18 protein-coding genes and 1 pseudogene are annotated in these 21,276 nt (G+C 45.5%); 6 read left to right on the forward strand and 13 right to left on the reverse strand.

The features are described from left to right. On the reverse strand, nt 1–176 hold a 176-nt coding region (locus L5M29_RS05290), incomplete at its 3' end, for a transposase (protein WP_263148818.1). Between the two features lie 63 nt (nt 177–239). On the opposite strand from L5M29_RS05290, the gene L5M29_RS05295 reads away from it, so the two are divergent. From L5M29_RS05295 to L5M29_RS05315, 5 genes and pseudogenes are all read left to right on the forward strand, one after another. Continuing rightward, nucleotides 240–1,343, forward strand: a complete 1,104-nt coding sequence (locus L5M29_RS05295) for a DUF3369 domain-containing protein (RefSeq protein WP_263166588.1) — start codon at nt 240–242, stop codon at nt 1,341–1,343. Further along, nucleotides 1,340–2,710 (forward strand): GAF domain-containing sensor histidine kinase, encoded by a 1,371-nt coding sequence (locus L5M29_RS05300; protein WP_263166591.1) that lies wholly within the window; start codon nt 1,340–1,342, stop codon nt 2,708–2,710. Before L5M29_RS05295 ends, L5M29_RS05300 begins: the two co-directional genes overlap by 4 nt. A 216-nt stretch (nt 2,711–2,926) precedes the next feature. Then, nucleotides 2,927–3,094, forward strand: a pseudogene (locus tag L5M29_RS05305) (sugar phosphate nucleotidyltransferase); the annotation flags it as partial. A gap of 44 nt (nt 3,095–3,138) precedes the next feature. Next, nucleotides 3,139–3,678, forward strand: a complete 540-nt coding sequence (gene rfbC, locus L5M29_RS05310) for a dTDP-4-dehydrorhamnose 3,5-epimerase (protein ID WP_263166594.1) — start codon at nt 3,139–3,141, stop codon at nt 3,676–3,678. Between the two features lie 33 nt (nt 3,679–3,711). Further along, nucleotides 3,712–4,806, forward strand: a complete 1,095-nt coding sequence (locus L5M29_RS05315) for an NADH:flavin oxidoreductase/NADH oxidase (RefSeq protein ID WP_219250907.1) — start codon at nt 3,712–3,714, stop codon at nt 4,804–4,806. A gap of 108 nt (nt 4,807–4,914) precedes the next feature. On the opposite strand, the gene L5M29_RS05320 is transcribed toward L5M29_RS05315, so the two are convergent. From L5M29_RS05320 to panB, 6 genes are all read right to left on the reverse strand, one after another. Further along, nucleotides 4,915–7,260 carry a YjbH domain-containing protein gene (locus L5M29_RS05320; protein ID WP_263166597.1) on the reverse strand — a complete coding sequence of 782 codons (2,346 nt, stop codon included), beginning with the start codon at nt 7,258–7,260 and terminating at the stop codon, nt 4,915–4,917. Next, the gene (locus L5M29_RS05325) at nt 7,260–8,045 is read right to left on the reverse strand and encodes a capsule biosynthesis GfcC family protein (protein WP_263166600.1); all 786 of its coding nucleotides are present in this window, start codon (nt 8,043–8,045) and stop codon (nt 7,260–7,262) included. Before L5M29_RS05325 ends, L5M29_RS05320 begins: the two co-directional genes overlap by 1 nt. A 10-nt stretch (nt 8,046–8,055) precedes the next feature. Next, entirely contained in the window at nt 8,056–8,766 is a 711-nt protein-coding gene (locus tag L5M29_RS05330; protein WP_263166603.1) for a YjbF family lipoprotein, read from the reverse strand. A 146-nt stretch (nt 8,767–8,912) separates the two neighbouring features. Beyond that, a complete protein-coding gene (locus L5M29_RS05335; RefSeq protein WP_263166606.1) occupies nt 8,913–9,152 on the reverse strand; it encodes a hypothetical protein in 240 nt (79 codons plus the stop codon). Between the two features lie 194 nt (nt 9,153–9,346). Beyond that, nucleotides 9,347–10,471: a patatin-like phospholipase family protein gene (locus L5M29_RS05340; RefSeq protein WP_131523125.1), complete on the reverse strand. Its 1,125-nt coding sequence runs from the start codon at nt 10,469–10,471 to the stop codon at nt 9,347–9,349. Between the two features lie 136 nt (nt 10,472–10,607). Further along, nucleotides 10,608–11,450: a 3-methyl-2-oxobutanoate hydroxymethyltransferase gene (panB, locus tag L5M29_RS05345; RefSeq protein WP_219234005.1), complete on the reverse strand. Its 843-nt coding sequence runs from the start codon at nt 11,448–11,450 to the stop codon at nt 10,608–10,610. A gap of 185 nt (nt 11,451–11,635) precedes the next feature. Between panB and L5M29_RS05350 the strand changes: the two genes are divergently transcribed. Continuing rightward, the gene (locus L5M29_RS05350) at nt 11,636–12,550 is read left to right on the forward strand and encodes an AraC family transcriptional regulator (RefSeq protein WP_411569034.1); all 915 of its coding nucleotides are present in this window, start codon (nt 11,636–11,638) and stop codon (nt 12,548–12,550) included. Nucleotides 12,551–12,650: 100 nt separating this feature from the next. Here L5M29_RS05350 and L5M29_RS05355 read toward each other — a convergent pair whose 3' ends face one another. From L5M29_RS05355 to L5M29_RS05380, 6 genes are all read right to left on the reverse strand, one after another. Beyond that, nucleotides 12,651–14,366, reverse strand: coding sequence for a proline--tRNA ligase (locus L5M29_RS05355; RefSeq protein ID WP_113940975.1), 1,716 nt, complete (start codon nt 14,364–14,366; stop codon nt 12,651–12,653). A 248-nt stretch (nt 14,367–14,614) separates the two neighbouring features. After that, the gene (locus tag L5M29_RS05360) at nt 14,615–15,244 is read right to left on the reverse strand and encodes an acyltransferase (RefSeq protein WP_263166610.1); all 630 of its coding nucleotides are present in this window, start codon (nt 15,242–15,244) and stop codon (nt 14,615–14,617) included. Then, nucleotides 15,245–15,979 (reverse strand): tRNA (N6-threonylcarbamoyladenosine(37)-N6)-methyltransferase TrmO, encoded by a 735-nt coding sequence (tsaA, locus tag L5M29_RS05365; protein ID WP_263166611.1) that lies wholly within the window; start codon nt 15,977–15,979, stop codon nt 15,245–15,247. 192 nt (nt 15,980–16,171) lie between these two features. Next, nucleotides 16,172–16,552, reverse strand: a complete 381-nt coding sequence (gene rcsF / locus L5M29_RS05370) for an Rcs stress response system protein RcsF (protein ID WP_105252035.1) — start codon at nt 16,550–16,552, stop codon at nt 16,172–16,174. 78 nt (nt 16,553–16,630) lie between these two features. Further along, nucleotides 16,631–17,977 (reverse strand): amidohydrolase family protein, encoded by a 1,347-nt coding sequence (locus L5M29_RS05375; protein ID WP_263166613.1) that lies wholly within the window; start codon nt 17,975–17,977, stop codon nt 16,631–16,633. Next, nucleotides 17,977–21,066, reverse strand: a complete 3,090-nt coding sequence (locus L5M29_RS05380; RefSeq protein WP_263166616.1) for an amidohydrolase family protein — start codon at nt 21,064–21,066, stop codon at nt 17,977–17,979. The genes L5M29_RS05375 and L5M29_RS05380 overlap by 1 nt, the downstream gene beginning before the upstream one ends. Between the last annotated feature and the right edge of the window lie 210 nt (nt 21,067–21,276).

Consider the following 21,276-nt stretch of genomic DNA (forward strand, 5'->3'; position numbering starts at 1 on the left):
TTTGGTGTGCCACCCTGGCGTTCTAGTTTTAACTGTCTCACCCATTTATCCATAGTGGACTTACCTACGTTCATCGCCTTTGCAGCTTCGATGATGCTATGGTTTTTATCGAGGACTAATTGGGCTGCTTCAAGTTTGAATTCAGCACTAAATGTTTTTCTGGTTGTCGATCTCATGTGTTCACCTAAAGTCATCTACGAGGTAATAATATCACCTCTATTTAGGTGGCCAAAATTAGTGTGCCACTACACTCCTATCGCGATATAAAAATTATCGAGCAAAGCCAAAAGGGGATGGAGAAAGTGATTGCTGCTTCCACCTCTGTACTTAAGAGCCATACATTGCATAACTTTGGTAGTGCAGTGCTCGAACAGACCTTGCAGCTGCTCAATCTTGAAAGCTCGGCTCTTTATCTCACGAGTTATCATCAAGACCTTTACCTCGATACTCAAATGAATCTGCTGGCCGCCACGGGAGATATGATCAGTTACTTTGAAGGTGGAAGCGTTGAGACTCTGCCAGGGGATGTGCGGGAACATATTATTGAAGCGATAGCGCTAAAAACCTCGCTGATCCGTGACAATATTTATGTTGGATTTTATGAGCTTAGTGGCCATGTCACCAGTATTCTCTATTTACAACACAACACTAAGTTAACGGATTTTCAAGTCAGCATTCTTGAGCTATTTGCGGCAAATGTGAGCTTAACCTTTGAGAACTTATCGGGCCGCGAAAATGTGCAGCAGACACAAAGGGAGCTAATTTTAATCATTGGAGATGCAATTGAGCAGCGCAGTAAGGAGACTGGAGCCCATGTGCGCCGCGTAGCGCGCATGACTGAAATGCTCGCGATTGCCATTGGTATGAAGGCAGACTTTATCGAAACTATTCGTTATGCGGCGCCTCTTCATGATGTAGGCAAAATCGGTATCCCTGAGAGTATTTTACATAAGCCCGGTAAACTCGATGCCGAGGAATGGGCGATTATGCAAACCCACGCTGAGAAGGGTTATAACCTGTTGGTTGGCTCAAATCGTATTATTGCCAAAATGGGCGCTAGAATTGCTTATACTCACCATGAACGTTGGGATGGGCAAGGTTATCCCCGTGGGCTATCGCAGGAAGACATTCCTATTGAAGGCCGCCTGATGGCGATTGTTGATGTGATTGATGCTTTGCTTTCCAAGCGAAGTTACAAAGAGGCTTGGTCTGTTGAGGCGGTGCGCGAGTACATCTTAGCGCAATCGGGTAAACAGTTTGATCCCGTCTTATGTGAAGCCAGCCTTGATTTGTTAGATGTGTTTGCCTCCCTACATATTCATATTCCGGACGAGCCGCTATGACCCGAATGCTTGATCGAATTTTATTTGATGTCAGTAAGTCTCAGGTTATTGATGAGGGGGATCTCATTCAAGCATCACAACTTATCGTGAGCTCAATTTGTAAGGGATTACAGATCTCTCGGGCGGGTATTTGGTTGTTGAGTCCGGATAATCAGAGCATCACTTGTTATTATTCACTCGACAATCAGCAGCCACAAGAAGTGTTAGTGCTCACTCGCGCGCAGTTTCCCCATTACTTTAGCTTGCTCGACAATGAGCGCACAATTGTCGCCAATAAGGCGCAAACGGATCCCGCCACTAAAGAATTTGTCGAAACCTATCTGAAACCGAATCAGATCAGCTCTTTGTTGGATAGTCCTATTCGTCACCACGGCAAAATGGTGGGGATTATTTGTTCTGAACATCAGGGCGAGGCGAGGGAATGGACTCGGGATGAGAAGGCCTTTGCCTCGGCACTGGCCGACCTTTTTGGTCGAGCCATGAGTGCTAAAGAGATCATTGAATATCAACAACAGCTCAAGCTCATTAATACCGATCTTGAGCATCAAGTTGAGCTGCGCACCGCAGAGCTTGAAACGGCATTATCGACTTTAAAATCAACCCAAAAGCACTTAATTGAAAATGAAAAAATGGCGGCCTTAGGCAGCTTAGTTGCTGGTGTTGCCCATGAAGTGAACACCCCCCTTGGCATAGCTGTCACATCCGTGACCCATTGTTTGGATGAGTTATCCCTATTGAAAGGACTCTTTGAGAAAAACGAGCTCGATGAGGATAAATTTGTCAGCTTTATCAATACTATGCAGGATGGTTTATGCTTAATTGAGCGTAATCTTTCCCGCGCTGCAGAACTGGTGCATAACTTCAAGCGTACTGCTGCAGATCAATCGATACTGGAACGCGAGCACTTTAATCTGAAGAATTACATTTTTCAAATATTTAGTTCATTAAAACCCTTGATGCGTAAGAAAAATATTACTTTAAAAGTTGAACTTGACGATAATATTTTTATTGATTCTTACCCCGGTGCGATTGCACAAATTTTCACTAACTTAGTCGCGAACAGTTTTCGCCATGCTTTTCCCGATGATTTTGTCGGTGATAAGCAAATTGTGATAGTAGTTGAAAAAATGGCTTCGCAGATCAAGATGATTTATGAAGATAATGGTGTAGGCATGTCCGATGAAGTGAAAGCCAAAGCATTCGAGCCCTTTTTTACCACCGCAAGGCAGAGTGGTGGAACAGGTTTGGGGATGTCGATTATTTATAATCTGATCACACAAAAATTGAATGGTAATGTGTCACTCTTCTCAGCGCCTAATCAGGGGTTACGTATTGAGATGCTGATCCCTGAAAGTAGTAAGGGTTGAGATAGGTTAGCGTCTTCTTATATATTTATTAAGTAAAAGACGAATTGAAATCTTACTGAGCCAACATGGTATTTAGCTTTTGCGGTTTAATATTCTGTTGCGTTGTTTTTCCTGCATTAACAGCCAACAGCCCTGTTATCCGTTCTTCCTGCTCGCGACATTTTGTATGCTACAATCTTGGCACTTCAACATGGCTTATCAATTCTAAATATTTCAATGAGAAAAGGCATTTTACTGGCGGGCGGTACTGGCTCGCGTCTTTATCCTATGACGCAGGTTGTCTGTAAGCAATTACTGCCCATTTATGATAAACCAATGATTTATTACCCTTTGGCCACTCTTATGCAAGCTGAGATTCGGGATATATTGATCCTTTTTATACCCTACTATTTCGCTGTTTCGTGCATGACTCTATAAGCAGGTATTGGATGAAATATAGCGAAACAGAATTAGCCGAAGTATTGGTGTTTGAACCCCAAGTATTTGGTGATGAGCGTGGTTTTTTTAAGGAAACGTTCAGGCAATCTTATTTTGATGCTTGTTTTACAGCAAGAGGACTTGAGCCTCCCGTATTTGTGCAGGAAAATCAGAGTCGTTCGCAACACAATGTACTACGTGGATTGCATTTTCAACAGCGTAAACCGCAGGGGAAATTAGTGCGGGTCTGTGCAGGGAGCATTTTTGATGTGGCCGTCGATATAAGGCCCGACTCGGCCACCTATGGGAAATGGGTTGGTCGAGTGCTATCGGCAGAGAATCATCTGCAAATGTGGATCCCACCGGGCTTTGCGCACGGTTTTTATGTTCTTAGTGATTATGCTGATGTTATTTATCAATGTACCCAATATTATGATCCTGAAGATGAAAGCGTTTTAGCTTGGAACTGTGCTGAGTTTGCCATTGATTGGCCATTAATTGCCGCACCGATTTTATCCACCAGAGATAGCATCGCCAGTACACCCTCATAAAGCCAATCACTGCTTGTATTAAAAGGAATGACAATGAGTTTATTATTTTCGCCTTTAACCTTAGGTCAACTCGAGTTAGCTAACCGCATTATCATCGCGCCTATGTGTCAGTATTCGGCAGAAAACGGCCAAGCAACCGATTGGCATACGATTCATTTAGGGAGCATGGCGTTATCGGGTGCGGGAATGCTCATTTTAGAGGCTACCGCTGTTCTGCCCAATGGCCGAATTTCCTATGCAGATTTAGGCCTATGGGATGACAAAACGGAGGCTGCTTTAGATAAAACCCTCAAATCTATTCGCAAGTATTCAAGTATGCCAATGGCGATACAACTCGCCCATGCGGGGCGTAAAGCATCAACTCGAAAACCTTGGGAAGGTGGCGGCACTATTGCACCCGATGAACATAATGGTTGGCAGACGATAGCGCCTTCCGCGCAGGCTTTCAACGAAGGCACAGCATTACCGAGTGCGATGACATTGGATGAAATTGATGAGCTTATATTGGCATTTGTCAGTTCGGCGCAACGTGCCGAACGATTAGGGCTTGATGCGATTGAACTCCATGCTGCTCACGGTTATTTACTTCATCAATTTTTATCCCCATTATCGAATCAACGCATTGACCAATATGGTGGCAGTTTAGAAAATCGTTTGAGCTTATTGTTGGCCGTGTTCGATGCAATTAAAGCAGTGATATCGCCTAAGATGGCACTCGGTGTGCGGATATCAGCGACTGATTGGGTTGATGGCGGTTGGGATTTAACCCAAAGCCTAGTATTGGCAAAAGCATTAGAGGCCCGAGGCTGTGATTTTATCCATGTCAGTACTGGTGGGTTAAGTCCATTACAACAAATTCCTGTTGCAGAACACTTTCAAGTGCCTTTTGCCGAAGCCATTAAAGCTGAGGTAAACACACCTGTGATTGCCGTGGGATTAATTACGGATGCCAATAAAGCAGAAACGATTCTGGCACACGGGCAGGCTGATGCTATTGCACTTGCTCGCACTATGCTCTATGACCCACATTGGCCTTGGCATGCGGCAGCAATATTAGGTGCAACTGTGAAAGCGCCGCCACAGTACTTACGTTCATCGCCACATGGGATTAAATCGCCAATAAAGTAGTGAGCTAATTTGGCAGTGCTGATTTTACTATTGTAAGTTAGTCCTAATGGCAGAAAACAAAACGGGCAAGAATTATCTTGCCCGTTTTGAGGTTTTACTGCGTACTAATTATTTAATGGGGTCAACACTGGGTCTGGTATACCAAGGCGCACGTGCATCAGTTACATCGAACAAGTTGTACTTACGGCCAAGCATTTGACCGCCGTCGCGGGTCAACGGCATCCATGATAGGAAAGCACGACTATGGGTAGACTTAACCGTCATTAGATCGAATGGGATCGAAATATAGAATCCTTTGGTAAAGCTACCTTCACCGTATTCCTCTGCTGACAAGTTAGTCTTAGTCGCAAATGCGCCGACGATAACACCACTATCAAACTGTTTTGAGAAATCGACAGTTATGCCTTTGTCCTCGGTGAGATATTGTCCAGCACTGACTCTGAGTAAGGTGTTAGGAAACCACTCAGGTTGGTAATAAGCCGTTGCATGTCCAGTCACTACGCCAGTCTGAACTCGATAGGCACGATTGGTGAGAGGGTCAAATTGATTTTCATCCTTAAAGAACCCAAACATGCTATCGGGATCTCGCTGCTTAGCATAGTTAACATCGAACCCAAAGGCCCATTGACTATTAAGTGGGCGATATAGAAACTCAGTACCAACACCGCCATACATCATCTCTAAATAGCCACCATAGGCTTGATAGGAAATATTATCGCTAAGATTGTCCATCCAAGTGAGTTGCAGGTTATTAACTCTCACTGGGTTATCGTGAACATATTGACGGATTAAGGTTCTTACGCGTTTTAAGTCGGTGCCGTCTGGTGGCACGTCATATAAAAACTTATCGTAGTTATCGTATAAATTAAGGTAGAGAGAACCGCCAAATTCGAAGTTATCGGTAAATCGATAGTTGGCACTACCTGTAACACCGATATTAAACATGTAAAAGCTTTCTGAACCACCGAAGGATTGCACCATAGTCGGTGAAATATCAAAGCCAAGCTTGTCTAACCAATTTTTGTCTGAGTGTGTGACTAGTTGGCCTTGAGGTAATGAAGGGACACTGATTTGACTTGCGTCTGTAATCTTCGCATTCAGATAGCCAAAACTCGCTACTTGCGCAAATTTTTCCGCATTAATACGAGTTTCGGTAATTGGCTGGCTATAGTGAGTTTCAATCAAGCGATACTCTTTGATTCGAGTTAGATCGCTACTGTTGGCGAGTATGGTTGCCGCCCTTTGATGGGCTTCATTTCTATCTCGAAACTTAGTTTGCTCACCAATGACAGTGATGCTGTCAGAGTCGAGGTAAATTTTAGGATTGTTATAGCCCGCAATGGATTGTAGATCCTGTGCTACTTTCGACCAGTTAATTGCTGTTTCTAACATGCCCTCTTGTGGCTGTATTAAATGAACGTCAGCGATTTCTTTTGTGGTATCTAAGGTGGCGCTGGCTATTGCAGGCGTTTGTTCAGAAGAATTAACACTATCTAATGGCGTATTGGTTGTTTGCACATGTGTTAACGGTGCCGCAGGAATTGGCTTATATTTCGCTGCAGCAGGATCGCGTTTAATCTGTGTTAACTCATTAAAATTCGTTTGTAGGCTAAAACCAAGCGTCCAAGTGTTTCCGCGCTCATAGCTTAAGTGCAGATCTCCCCAGTCTCCGAACCGATATAATAGGCCATAGTTAAATTTGCTGTCCTGTGGCATAGCAATACCGCCGCGAACAACTGGAAAGTCGGATTGGTAGTCGTTACCATCGTATTCGACTTTGACGCGTAGTGGGTCCCAAGGCGTTTGATATTCGACACCGCCGAAGAGGGCCGCACAACCTTTAAACCAACGTTGATAATCAACTGTGCCACCTTTACCACCATAGGACGTATCTCGATCGCAGTTATAGTTGAGATCTTTTTTATCCGATGTCAGGTTGCCGCTATTACCGATATATCCCCAGCCAATACCTAAGGTGAAATCTAACGGCCCAACTCGTTTAGTCGCCGCAATAAACTCAGCATCGAATAATCCGGTGCCACCAAAGTCGCGGACACCAATCGAGGTTTCTGGTAGCCAGTTGCTTTCTTCAAGTAGACGGACTTTAAAGTCTATGCCCTTATCCGTGTATTTTGTGTTTCCACTAAAACTGGGGTCGCTACTATAGAGTAAGTCTTGTACTTGGGTATAACGAACTGTGGTTTCAAACCAAGGGAAAAGTTGTACAGAGGCCGTAAAGTGTTGGTATTCGTCGTTATAGCTAGTGGCAAAATTAAACTCGCCTTCAGGTGCCATACGCCCCGTTGGCATCTGCATTAAACCAACACCGCCAAAATCTGATTGCGAGGCTAAGAGTGTGGGATAGCTAAATTCATCGGCAGTCGCATGTAATAGTGGCAAAAGTGCCAAAGATAGTGCGGATAGACGACCTAAAGAATGGAGAGAGTTTTTCATTACAGAGCCCGATTCCTGAGTAATTCAATCATGTTTTCATTCAAACTCGTGTCGTCACCAAAGCCGCTTGAAAACTCAACGTAAAGTGTTGCCCCAGGTGCAATATCCTGAGTCTGATGGTTCCAATAGGCGATAGGTTGTTTTATTGCCTGTCCATCGGGTTGAATTATCCATATAAAACTAGTTTCAGCATTATCGAGTATGCCTGCTTGCTTGAGGTAATCTTTGCTACTTAGTTGATTCTGCCATGTAAAACTCCCCGTTTGAGCCACTGCACCAAGTACCGTGACGGTTGTTGGACGAGGCGGTAAAACTAATAGAAAACGACCATTAATCAGCGCATTATACGAATCATTAATTCGAATAACATCAACATCCAGTGGTTGTATTACACGTTGTCCAAGTTTTAAGTTGCGAATGAATTGTGCAAGTTTAGCTAGCTTGGCGATGTAAGCACTGTCGTCTTTAGCTTCGCCCATTTTGGATAGCAGGGTTAAGACTTGCTGGCGTTTAGTCTCTAATACGGCGGTATTCTCAATATCGAGTAATGCTGCACCTAACCAATAAATAGGCACGACTTCATTTTGATTGGTCTTATTATATTTTGGAAGTTGGACTAATCCATCTTGCACTATTTGCTCAATACGCACTGCTGCAGGATAGTTCAGTTGAACCTGAGCATCTTGATTTATTGATGTGCTGATGAATAGCTGAGTTTCAGCCTGAACAGTTGTCGTTAATACCGAACTAAGTACAAGTGCCAATGGCGCTATGTAATATCTCATAATGGTTCCACTAGGATGCAAATGGCTTAAGTAAAGTGATATCAATAAAAGGTAGATTTGGTGCTATCTTCTGGCGACTTTTAATGACGTGTCCATTATCTGGCTTTAACCAAAATTCATTTTGATACTGGATATTCAGGCCTTCCACTGATACTAGCTCACTGTAATGCAGTGCTTGAGTTGGCGTATCGTTGATGAGTATCTCTTCCTCGGCAATAAAAGCAAACTGCGACTTAATCTTATATCCATAGTGGTATCCTGGCTGCCAATCAATAGTTCGAGTCCAAGTTTTAGGAGTACTGCTTAAATGCAAGCCCAAGAGAATAGGATCGGGTTCAGAGCTTTCTATTGCGGCTAAATTGCCAGTAAGTAGACTTTGAGTTTTTACTAAACGTCCGTTCACTGTCACTAACATAGCGTTATCCGCGGAGAGCCATTTTAGCTCAATTACTTCCGGTACGGGTCTGACTGGGGTGAGAGTTTGTTTCGGTTCCGCAAAGGCTAAAACAACAAATGCTTGGGGGGTGTCATCAATCTTGACATAAATGCTGGCATAGGGATTAGCTTTCACTTGCTCGGTTGTGAGCTTAACATCGCTATCTCCAACGAAAGCCAATTTCATCGTATCGTTGAGGGCGCTAATTCGTTGACTACAGCCAGAAATTCCCATTAATGCAATGGAGGCTGTGAGTAGTGATAGTAGTTTTTTATTTATACGCATCCGAGTTGCTTATTCTCAATAGTCATAAATATCAAATGTAGAGAGAGGTGAGTCTTATTTCAAGAAATGGAGCAATTCCTACTCTCTAGGAGAAACAAAAAAAACAACCGCCAGTAGGCGGTTGTTTGATAGCTATATCAGACTGATTAGTTGCCAGTACCAGTGGTAGTGTTAGTACCTGTACTCGTGATTGGGTTGCCATCAGAGCTGTTAGAGATTGCAACAGCACCGGCAATTGCAGCACCAGCAGCAACAGAACCAGCAACGATTAAACCAGTGCTGTTAGCTGCAGCGTTAGCGCCTGCTGCTTGGCCTTCAACTGCATTTGCAGCCATAGAGCTGAATGCCGTGATTGCAACGATAAGTGCTAGTGAAGTTTTTTTCATCGTGATTCCCTTTTTGAAAAAATGTGCATGATTTTTTGATAATCTAGTACAGCATAGTAAGCGATGCAAACAAAATTATCAATGTTAAATCCATCTTCTTGCTCATGCGAAAGTTTGAATTTCGGCACTAATATTCAAGCTATATCTATCCATTTGGCATGATTTTTAGTGAAGAAACTGATTAAGTCGTTAGCTTATTTTAAACAAAAGAAATCTTTAAGTTCATCGATTTGTTCCATGGCATCTTTATAGCCTAAGTCGATTAAAGCGCTGGTATACGTTTTTTCGAAGAGTAGGTAGGACACAATACTTGAGTCTGATTGCCTGTCTATACCGATGAAGCCGAGTAAGGTTTTAACGGCCCATGGCATGTCATCATAGAAGCGGGCAGCAATTTTGCTGAGATCTTCGCTAGGTTTGATGACTAGGGCTTTAATCGGATGCAAGGCGAGTTTGTTACGGCTTGACTCAGGAATCAGGCTTAAAGTGTTATTGATCCTTTCTAGTCTCTCAAGGTCGCTATTTAAGGTATCTGAAAAGATGGTATCGAGCAGATGACCCGCTATTGTCGCTGTTTTTGGGTGATATTCGAGTTCCATCGGAAAGTGCTTGTGTGGGCTCTCTAAGTTAATGACTAAGAGTTTTTCTGCGCCTAAATGAATAGGGCTTGAGAGCGGTGCTAGCTGATGGACTGAACCATCACCATAATAGGCTTGGTTGAGTTTAATGGATGGAAATACCATAGGGATTGCCGAACTGGCAAGTAGGTGCTCGGTATTGAGCATGATACGTTCCCCACTGCGACGGGCACGTGTCCAGTTTTCGATTTCTTTCGCGGCTTGAAAAAAGGTCACTGAGCGAGAGTTATTATAACAAGAGGCATCAACACTTAGCGCGGTCAGTGAGCCATTACGGATATTACGGTCGATACGTTTAAAGTCGATGAGCTCATTGAGTAAGCCTCTTAGCGGATCATTATCGAGCAGACTGCCTGCATCGGTATTGACCTTATCATCTTGCATGCCTTTGAGGGCCATTTTTGTTAGATGGCTGAGAACACCTGTGATCGATGCTCGGTAGACTTTTCGAGTTTCAAAATGACGCCAAACCCATTCGAGTTTTCTGACACCAAGGTGAAAGCAAGAGGCATGGGTAGCGATAGCGGTGCCATTGATGGCACCCGCAGAGGTTCCGCAAATAATTTTAAAGGGAATACCATGATTGCGTGGATAAAGCTGGACCAGTGCTTTTAGCACGCCGACTTGGTAGGCGGCCCTAGCGCCGCCACCGCCTAAGACTAATGCAGTTGATGTAGGCAATCTTCAGACTCAATTTATTGTTTTAATAGTTTTATTAAAGCAACGCCCCCCTATAAAAAGCAAGTCGGTAGACTCAATTAGTTGCAAATTTCGATTTATCGTTTATTCGATTGCTGGATCATTTAACTTTAGACAATTAATCCGCTGTAACTTTGGTCGTTTTGCTGAGGCCAAAGCAATGCTCCGATGTTGGAAACTCACCCGTTCTCACTTCTTGGGCATATTGGGCGCAGGCCTTAGTGATCAATGGTCCTAAGTCGATATAGCGTTTAGCAAATTTAGGCGTGTAGTCAGAAAATAAGCCTAAGATATCCTCAGTCACGAGCACTTGACCATCGCAGGCGGGTGAGGCGCCAATGCCTATGACTGGGATTGAGACTTCTGCCGTCACTGTGCGCGCCGCGAGCTCGGATGTGCCTTCAATCAGTATGCTAAAAGCGCCTGCTTGCTCAAAGTCTTTCGCTAAACTAACGAGGGCTTCGATGGCGGCAGCATCCCTTGCTTGGGTTTTAAATCCACCCAATTGATTCACGTGTTGCGGCATTAATCCTATGTGTGGCATTACAGGGATCCCTCGCTGGGTTAAAAAACGAGTGGTGTCGAGCATCTCTGCGCCACCCTCGAGTTTTACCGCCTGCGCGCCTGTGCGTATTAATACTTGGCTGGCATGTCTGAAGGCTTGCTGAGGCGATTCTTGATAACTCCCAAAGGGCATATCGATAATAACGCAGGCATGTGCTGCGCCGCGAGTGACAGCAAGACCATGATTAATCATCATTTCTAAGGTGACCCCGAGTGTAGAGTCTTGCCCATAAACCACCATGCCGACGGAGTCGCCGACGATAATCATATCCACATGGGGATCGATAATTTCTGCCATCGGCTTTTCATAGGCGGTTAGAGCAACTATGGGGGTTTTACCTTTCATTTTTTGTAATGTAACGGGCGTTACGCGATTTTTATCCATGTGGATACTCATGTCATCTCCAATTTATTCAGTCTGATATGACATGTTAGCGTTTGCAGCTTTGGCTTTAGCTCGATAGATTGACTTAATGTCTAGATAAAAAGACACTTATTTACAAAAGGTGCTTCTAAACAAAGAGGTTCTCTATACGGAAGAGGCTCGATAATACGAAAAGAAGCTTCGATATAAAAATCACCTTGGGCGATAACACCTTGAATCAAGTCACTGACACGCATTTATCCCAGCAGCATATTACTCAGCACACACAGGTTGCACCTTCACGTTTAGCCGCCGCAGGGCTAAGTGCCTCCATCATGTTGCTTAAGCGAACACTCAAGCCGTTTGAACATGTACAGCGCCATAGTCATTCTTGGGGACAGGTTATTTATGCCAGTCAAGGCGTGTTGAGTGTGATCACGCCTGCGGGGCGTTACATTGTGCCGCCTGAGCAAGCGGTGTGGGTGCCTCCCTTTGTCGATCATGAGGTTATCGCGCTAGGTCAGGTGCAATTGAGTAGTCTGTATTTGGATGAAACCCGGATAGGCGGGTTTCCACCTAACTGTACTTGTTTGAGTGTGAAGCCTGTTTTGCAGTTATTACTGCAAGAGGCTAATGCCTTAGTGAAGAGTGAGGCTGGGCTGATTAAGCCCGATGATAAGGATAGCGTCATGCGGCTCTTGCAAGTGATCCGTGACTTTATGGTGCTCGCCCCTAAGGTCGCCTTGGATTTACCTTATCCTAAGGATAAAAAATTACTGCGCATTACCGAGGCTTTGCTTGCCGATCCAAGCGAACAGCGCACTTTGGTGGATTGGCAGCGGGAGGTCGGTGCCTCTGCCCGCACGTTAGCGAGATTATTTAAACAGCAAACTGGGCTGAGTTATAGCCAATGGTTGCAAAGGCTTAGATTGCAGGTGGCGATTCAAATGCTCAGCCGAGGTGAATCTGTGCTCACTACAGCGTTATCCTTAGGTTATGCCTCGGGTTCAGCCTTTGGTTATATGTTTAGGCAGTTGATGGGCGTCGCTCCGAGTCAGTACCTGTTAGCGCAAAATACCTTGCCAAAAATACATCGGCAAACAGCCACATATAAAAAGTCGTGTCGCGAGTGAGCGACGACAGTCAATAAAAGTCCAATAAAAAACGCACTTAAGCTGGGCTTAAGTGCGTTTCGTTTTTGATCTTCAGCTTGTCTACATTTCGCGTTGAGGCTTAGCCTTTGACTGCGTTTTTCAGGAAGTCGAGCAGTTGATCGAATGGAATATCTTGTTTTTCACCGGTGCGGCGGTTTTTGTATTCAAATACGCCGGCATCGATATTGCGATCGCCAATCACCACAGTGTGTGGGATACCAATCAGTTCCATATCGGCGAACATCACGCCTGGACGCTCTTTACGGTCATCCAATAACACTTCGATACCCGCTTCGTTTAAGTCTTTGTATAACTGCTCGGCGATATCGGTGACGCGGTGCGACTTGTGCATGTTCATTGGCAGAATACCCACGCTAAATGGCGCAATCGCTTCTGGCCAAATGATGCCACGGTCATCGAAGTTTTGTTCGATGGCTGCTGCTACGATACGGCTCACGCCGACACCGTAACAACCCATCAGTAGCACCTGTGACTTGCCATTTTCGTCAAGTACAGTCGCGTTCATCGATTTAGAGTAGTTAGTGCCCAGTTGGAAAATATGGCCCACTTCGATACCGCGTGCCATAGCATAAGTGCCTGAACCATCAGGTGTTGGCTCGCCTTCGACTACGTTACGGATATCGGCAACTTGCGCTGTCGGCAGATCGCGTTCCCAGTTGATACCAAAATAGTGTTGGTCATCAACGTTAGCACCGGCGGCAAAATCGCTCATGACGCTAACGCTGTGATCGATAACGATAGGGATTTTAAGACCGATAGGGCCAAGTGAACCAGGACCTGCGCCAATGGCGTCACGGATCAGCGCTTCTGGCGCCATTTCCAATGGTGATGCGACTAAGTCTAACTTGTCGGCTTTGACTTCGTTGAGTTCATGGTCACCACGAACAATCAGTGCCACTAAAGGCGTCGCTTCTGTCGCACCCATTACGATCAAGGTTTTGACTGTTTTAGTGATATCCAAACCAAACTGCTCAACTAATTCCGCAATGGTCTTCGCATTTGGGGTATCGACTAAACGCAATGCTTCAGTGGCTGCGCCGCGGGGTTCAGTTGGCATAGGTGATTCAGCTTTCTCAATGTTAGCGGCATAATCGCTGCCCGTTGAGTAAGCAATTAAATCTTCACCGCTTTGTGCCAGAACATGGAACTCGTGTGACATGCTGCCTCCGATTGAACCCGTATCAGCTAAAACTGGGCGGAAAGCTAAGCCCATGCGCGATAGAATGTTGCTATAGGCTGTGTACATAGCCTCATAGGTTTCATTCATGGTATCGACGTCAAGGTGGAAAGAGTAGGCGTCTTTCATCAAGAATTCGCGTGAGCGCATCATGCCAAAACGTGGGCGAACTTCGTCACGGAATTTGGTTTGAATTTGGTAAAGGTTCAGCGGTAATTGCTTATATGAGCTGACTTCTTTACGAATGAGATCTGTGATCACTTCTTCGTGGGTTGGCCCCAATACGAAGTCGCGATTGTGACGATCTTTAAAGCGCAGCAGCTCGGGACCAAACTTTTCCCAACGACCTGTTTCTACCCACAAGTCTGCCGGTTGCACCATAGGCATTAGAATTTCAATTGCACCGGCTTTGTTCATTTCTTCACGAACTATGGCTTCGACTTTACGCAGTACACGTAAGCCCGTGGGGAGGTAGCTATAAAGGCCCGACGCATTACGACGGATCATGCCCGCACGTAACATTAATTGATGACTAATGACCTCTGCGTTGGCAGGAGTTTCTTTCTGTGTTGATAGCAGGTACTTGCTGACGCGCATTACCGATGTCCAAATTTGAGTTGAATGGTCGCCATTTTATCACCTGCTTTGGTGATGTCACCTAGGGATTTAGGTTAAATTCAACTAGCTGGGAGATAAATAGCATTTTTTGATGCTGGATAACGGATAACGGATAACGGATAACGGATAACGGATAACGGATAACGGATAACGGATAACGCAAGGAAGAGCGCTGCGCTGTTAGAGAGTGACTTCGTCACTGCTAGTATTAAGATAATCCTTACTGCTTACTTATCCCGTCTATCACCAATCACTTTGGCGGGGTTGCCAGCCACTATCGCCCAGTCGGGTACATCTTTCGTCACTATGCTGCCCATGCCGACCACGGCGTGATCGCCAATGGTCACACCATCGACTATGCCTGCCTGAGCGCCAATCCACACATCTTGGCCAATAACAATGCCTTTGGAGTTAGCAGCTTGTTGATAGATGGGGGTATCTGGCGCCATGCCATGGTTGAAGGCGTAAAGGGTGACATTATTGGCGATGCGGGTCTGGCTACCAATTTGAATACCCACTCTACCGCCATCGAAGGAGCAGCCATGATTAATCGCCACTTCGTCCCCTAGCGTGATAGGCCCATGCAAAAAACACTCGGCGGCGATCATGCAGCGATTACCCATGCGGATATCACGATTGGGTTCGGCAAATAACTGCGCCTCGGGGGCGATAAAGCATTGCTCGCCGATAGTTACCGTTTCGAGGGCGCAAAGTCTTGCTTGAATATCATCTTGCCAAGGTTTAGCCCAGATTAAATGTTTCTCTTTTAAGGAAAAATACAGCCACGGCATCCAAGAGAGCCGCTTTTTATGCTGGCTTTGATAATCAGGTTTTGATGTAGGCGTTGGCGCAGACATTTAGCCACATTTCCCCGGTTTGAGTTCCAGTACCAAGATGTATTCTTGGTCATTGTCATCGACTGCCATGTGCCAGAACACATCTAAATCATAGAGGGCGACTTGGTATAACTTAGGATCGTCCTTGGCTTTTTTGTAGGCGGGACGTGGATCTTGGCCGAGCACACCGCGGATAAGTACGGCTAAATCTGTGTAGGTTTCCTGCTCGGCGTAACGCTCAATCTGTGCCTTGGCATTATCGGAATACACCACTGAAATCAGTTTTGGGGCGTCTTGAGCAATGCCGCCGACTGCATCGGTAATAGAATCTGAGAAAGGAATGTATGGCTTAATATCAATTATCGGTGTGCCATCGAGCAGATCCATACCGGAAATTTCGAGGCATACTTTGCCCTTGCGCTGCACTACGCCGTGCAATTTCACTACAGACTGACCTATACCATTGGGGCGAAAAGTGGAGCGAGTGGCGAACACGCCGAGTTTTTCATTGCCGCCTAAACGCGGCGGCCGCACTGTGGTTTTCCAACCTTGGGCAAGATTCTCATGGAAACAAAACAACAACCAGAGATGGGAATATTGCTCTATGCCACGCACCGCATCGATATGATTCACATGGGGCTCTAGTTCGACATAGCCGCGCGCTTCAACAAGTCCGGGTTGTCTTGGAATGCCAAATTTTTGTTTATAGGGCGTGCGGCATGTTGCCACTGCGATAATTTGGTTGGTAAATGTCATGCAAAAAATTACCTAAAGGGTAAGTATAACAACCGCCTAAGCTCATTATTCTAAGCTCATCATTAAGGCCCATCTTTGTGTGCTAATAATGCAGCGTTGGTCATGAAGCGTTAGCCATTAAGCGGTTGATAGGGGCAATCTTAGAACACTATAGGATCACGCCGCGAGCAGTATGCTTAATATGCGTGAGGCTTACTCTGTTGTAGCCGTTTTTACTGCTTGACCAACGCATAATGCGCGGCTGATACAACCTTGGGCAGCTTCTTCAAATATGACACATTGCTTGATGATAATGCCGTTAGCTCCTTTATCTGCGGCATTGCGACGGGCTTCGGTTCTGGCATCGGCAAGTGATGCGGGCGCACCGTTGGTATCGGCCTGACAGGACTCACCTTCGACCAATCCTTTTAATTCATAATGACCTTTCGGCAAGGTATCACCTTCATAAAGGATGACATCGGATGCCTTGAAATAGTCATTAATCGCCTCACTGTCCAAATTACTGTTAAAACTGTAGTCGCTTGCACAGGCACTGAGCAGGAGCACTAATGCACTTGAGAGGATAATTTTCATGGTTTGACCTGAGGTTGAGGAGAAAACTGCGCAGCCTTGGTAGGCTGCGCCGATGCGATATTATTATCTGAGTAAATTCTACCGCTTAAGGTACTTTTGATAAAGCTGCTGATGGCGATTATTCAGATCTATCTGCCGTCCTTCAATCCAGATTGCCTCAATTTTATTGGTCATAGGGTCGAGAATGTCCCCCTCTGACAGCACGACACTGCCTTGGTATCCCACCGCTATCGCACCTAAATCATCGACACCTAGCAACTTTGCGGCATCTAAGGTGATGGACTTCAGTGCTTGTTCAGGCGTTAAACCATAAGCGGCGCTGTAACCTGCGGCGTAGGGGAGGTTACGGCTATTCCAGTCCGATGAGAACCCAAGGGCGAAGGGAATACCTGCATTGGCGAGTAAAGATGGGATCTTAAAGGGTAAATCGACTGGCTCATCTTTACGTTTAGGCAGACTCAAGGTATGAGGGTAAATGACTCCAGCCTTAACTTCCCTTAGGCTTGAGTCCAAACGCCATGCATCGTATCCGCCGACAATTACCAGTTTGAATTGATATTTTTTCGTCAAGGCGATCACTTGCTCAATTTGGCCAACACTGTCGGCATGGGCAAACAGTGTCGCTTTGCCTTGGTATAGCGGCAACATGGCCTGCCAGCGCAGGTTGTTGGTCGCGGACAGGGGATCTTCATCCTGGTTTTTGTCTTTACCGTTGGCCTTATCACTTAAGAAATAGCGATAGCCATCTTCAAAGGCGACATTGAGCTTGTCGATCGCCTGCTGATTTTTCTCGATGGCCTTGGCTTTCTCTTTTTCATCTTCTGGCATGCGTTTGATTTGCGGCCAATAGACATGGAACTGTCCAGCACTTGGTGTCAGCGCATCTTCAATCGTCCATGCATCGAGATCCACCAGTACCGATTGTCCAGCTAACCCATCACCGCTCGGGACGATTTGTGCATGGGTAATGCCGTTGTAACGTATGGTCGGGATGAGCTCCGAATCCGGATTGTAAGCTGTGGCCGTGCTGATCTGCGGATTGATATAACCCACCTCGGCGTTATCAACCGTTGGGCGGCTCATTTCAATTTCGACTAAGCCTAAACTGGTGTCTAGGGCGATTAAGCCCGGATACAAGTGTTTACCGCTGGCATCGATGATTTGAGTGTCACTGGTTTCTGCGGTTGCATTGTTGATTTGGCTGGTCAGTTGAGGCCCAACAGCAGTGATTTTGCCATTTTCAATTAAGACGTCTGTGTTGCTGAGCACGCCTTGAGTGACTGTGTGCACAGTGGCGTTTTTAATCAGTACGCTGCGGCTTTGTTTAAGCGTAGGTACGATATCATTGGCCATAACTGGGGCCTGCGTGATGCAAATTGCGCCGAGTAGCGCCACAAACAAAACGGTTTTAGATAAATGTTGCATTATTTGGCTCCCTCATGAGCGTGGCCCCATGCCTGATAGTGGGTATCGCAGTGCCACTGTGGCTCGTTGAGTGGCGTGACTTTTTCACCCGCTTTAGTTTGGTCATCACTGCTGAGAATTTTTTGGATAAGTGCGGCTCGCTCGTTCACCACAGCTTGCTGGGCAACTTGGTCTTGGTCGCGGTCAAAATAGCGTTTTCCTTCAACCCATGCCTGCGTCACTTTGGCGTAAATAGACAGAGGCTCTGCGTTCCAGAGTACGATATCGGCCATTTTGCCTGGGGTGAGTGAACCCACAAATTCATCGACTCTTAATTGTTTGGCTGGATTGATAGTGATCATGTTCCAAGCGTCTTCCTTCGACATATTGCAATACATCATAGACTTAGCCGCTTCTTGGTTGAGTCTGCGCTGCATTTCATAATCGTCTGAGTTAATGCTGGTGATCACCCCCTTGTTTTGCATCAGACACGCGTTTTGCGGAATCGCATCATACACCTCAAACTTATAGGCCCACCAATCGGCAAAGGTCGATGCGCCAGCACCATGGGCAGCCAGTTCACTCGCCACTTTGTAACCTTCGAGCACATGGGTAAAGGTTTGTACTTTAAAGTGATAGGCCTCGGCTAAGCGGATAAACATCAGGATTTCTGACTGCACATAGGAATGAATATGTACGTCGCGTTGCTGGTTTAATACTTCGGCCACTGCTTGCAGACGGTAACTTGGGCGCGGAGCGACAGTTTTCTTTTTATCGCTGGAGCGCAGATTATCATAGGTTTTTAACGCCTTTTCATAGGCGATAGCAGCGTCGAAGGTTTCTTCAAATAACGCTTTTACTCCCATGCGAGTCTGGGGGAAGCGCTGAACAAATTTCTCGCCCCAATTACTCTGTTTGACGTTTTCACCTAAAGCAAATTTGATACTGGCGGGCGCGTTAACAAATTTGAGTTGTTCAGCTGGCTCCCCCCATTTCATTTTGATCAGTTGTGATTGGCCACCGATAGGGTTGGCGCTACCGTGGAGTAATTGCGCGCTGGTGACGCCGCCCGCTAAGGCACGATAGATTGAAATATCGTCGGGATTAATAATATCGCCAATGCGTACTTCAGAGGTTACTGCGTCTGTTCCTTCGTTAGTACCGCCATTAATGGCGATATGCGAGTGTTCATCGACTATGCCGGCGGTGAGGTGTTTACCCGTTGCATCGAGGACTTGATAACCTGATGGCGTACTTAATTGTTGGCCAATTTTTTCGATGCGGCCATTGGCCATCAAGAGATCAGCATGTTCGAGAATGCCTTGTTTATCCGATGTCCACAGGGTGGCATTTTTGATGTGTAGCTTCTCAACATTAGGGGCTTTGCTCAGTCCGTAAGCGACGTTAGGGAAGGTGAGGTGACTCAGTAGGCTCGTGTTGGCTTCATTCTTGGGAGCATGATTGCTTGTTTGGTCTGCTTTTTTGAGCTTTGCAGTTTGAGTTAAAGCGACACCGGCAACATTTGTAGTGCGACTTTTTGCATCGACCATACGACCTTGAATGCCGTCATCGGCCATCCACAGCGTAAAGCGACTAAGGCCGTTAATGCCTGCGGCGCTCAAATTGGCAGTAAAGCTCAATCTCCCGTTATCATCTAACTTAAGTTGAGTGAGTGAGATACTTTGTTCGCCACTGCTTAAATTGCCTTGGATGTTGGGTTTATCACTTTTACTTTCATCATGTAGTGATAAATCTAGCGTGAGGTTATTGAGGCTTAATTGGTAATCTCCCAGTAATCGTGCTTGGGGAAGTGAGCGCAGACTTTGCTCCTGACCTTGCAACCAAACACTGTAGATCTGGCCATCTTTAAAGATATTGCCTTTAGTGATAACAAAGTCAGCCATATAACCGGACGCGAGTTTACCGGTAAAGTCGGCGGTGCCTGTCATCTCTGCGGCTTGGGTGGTGAGTGCTGCGAGAGCGTTTTCTTCACTTAAACCTTGGGCAATGGCTTGGCGTAGGCGCGGCCAGAAGGCATCTGTCTTAATCCCAAACTGCGTTAACGCAAAGGGGATACCCGCGTTAGCTACCGCTGCAGGGTTGGTTGGTGCACGTTCCCACTGTCTTAAATCCGCCAGTGATACTTCACGATCAGCGTCATCTGTGCCGACATCGGGCGCCTGCGGATAGTTTAAAGGTAAGATCAACGGATAGTTCAGCGCCTTTAACTCATTGATGCGTGAGTATTCTTGACCATTACCAAGTAGGTTGGCTGGCAGTTTATGTTCTTTAAGTAAATGGGCTGCACGTAATTGGTCGTTGAGATTTTTGGTTTCAAAGATAATTTGCTTATCGGCTAAATTATCTAAACGCTCAAAGGCGATATTAAATTCGACTTGATTGTTTATTGCGCCATTGGCAGGTTTGTTTTTATTTTGGTTATACCAATTTGCATCGGCAAAGGTTTGCCTAATAAGTGCAATGCTGCCCATTAATGATGAGGGATAATCTTGTTCAGACGAACCTTTATCAAATGCCATAAAAGGTTGACTGCGGGCGCGATAAATCACTTCATTAGCCGTTTTGTCTGCTAATGAAAGGCTGACACCCGTCCCACGGAAGATACCGTCGAGTTTGCTACTTTGCACACTGGTGAAACCATTATTAATCCACTCTTTTGCGCGTTCTTTATTGGGGTAAACGTAATTAAACCATTCTTTTTCAGAATGAATTGCACCATTTCCCGCATTACCACCGATACGTTTTATATCATAGACGGGGCGAGTGAGCTTAAGTTTGGGATATTCGAACTCAATCCCATAATCGGTAAAAGGATCGATAAATCCGGGATAAATTGTATAACCACTCAAATCGATTCTAAATGCGCCAGCGGGAATGTCGTTGTGCTCAATAATGGCTTTAATTCGATTATTTTCAATTAATAAAGTGGCATCGCTTAAACGCTTTCCCGGTGCAATAATTAATTCAGCATGGGTAAATGCAGTGAGTTTACTGGATGTTGTTCCAGTATTGAGCTGGGCAAATGTTGTTTGTGATACTAAGCTAGCGATTATGCTGCAGCATATCATTATCTTATTGTTTATCTGCATTATTTTATTCAATCGAGTGAGGGTGAACAAAGAGTAACTGAAAGCAGATGTAAATACTAAGGCTGAATTGTAACGTAATTTGAGTGGGAGTGAGGTGCGGAATTAACGGCTGTCGTTTAAGTTTGAAATGATTGATGGATATAAAAAAGCTCGCAACTAATGCGAGCTCTTATGCAAACTGGTGTTGGCAATTAGCGCCATCACACTTGG

Origin of the sequence: Shewanella sp. SM95, assembly GCF_025653595.1 — a bacterium.
Classification (GTDB): domain Bacteria; phylum Pseudomonadota; class Gammaproteobacteria; order Enterobacterales; family Shewanellaceae; genus Shewanella; species Shewanella oncorhynchi.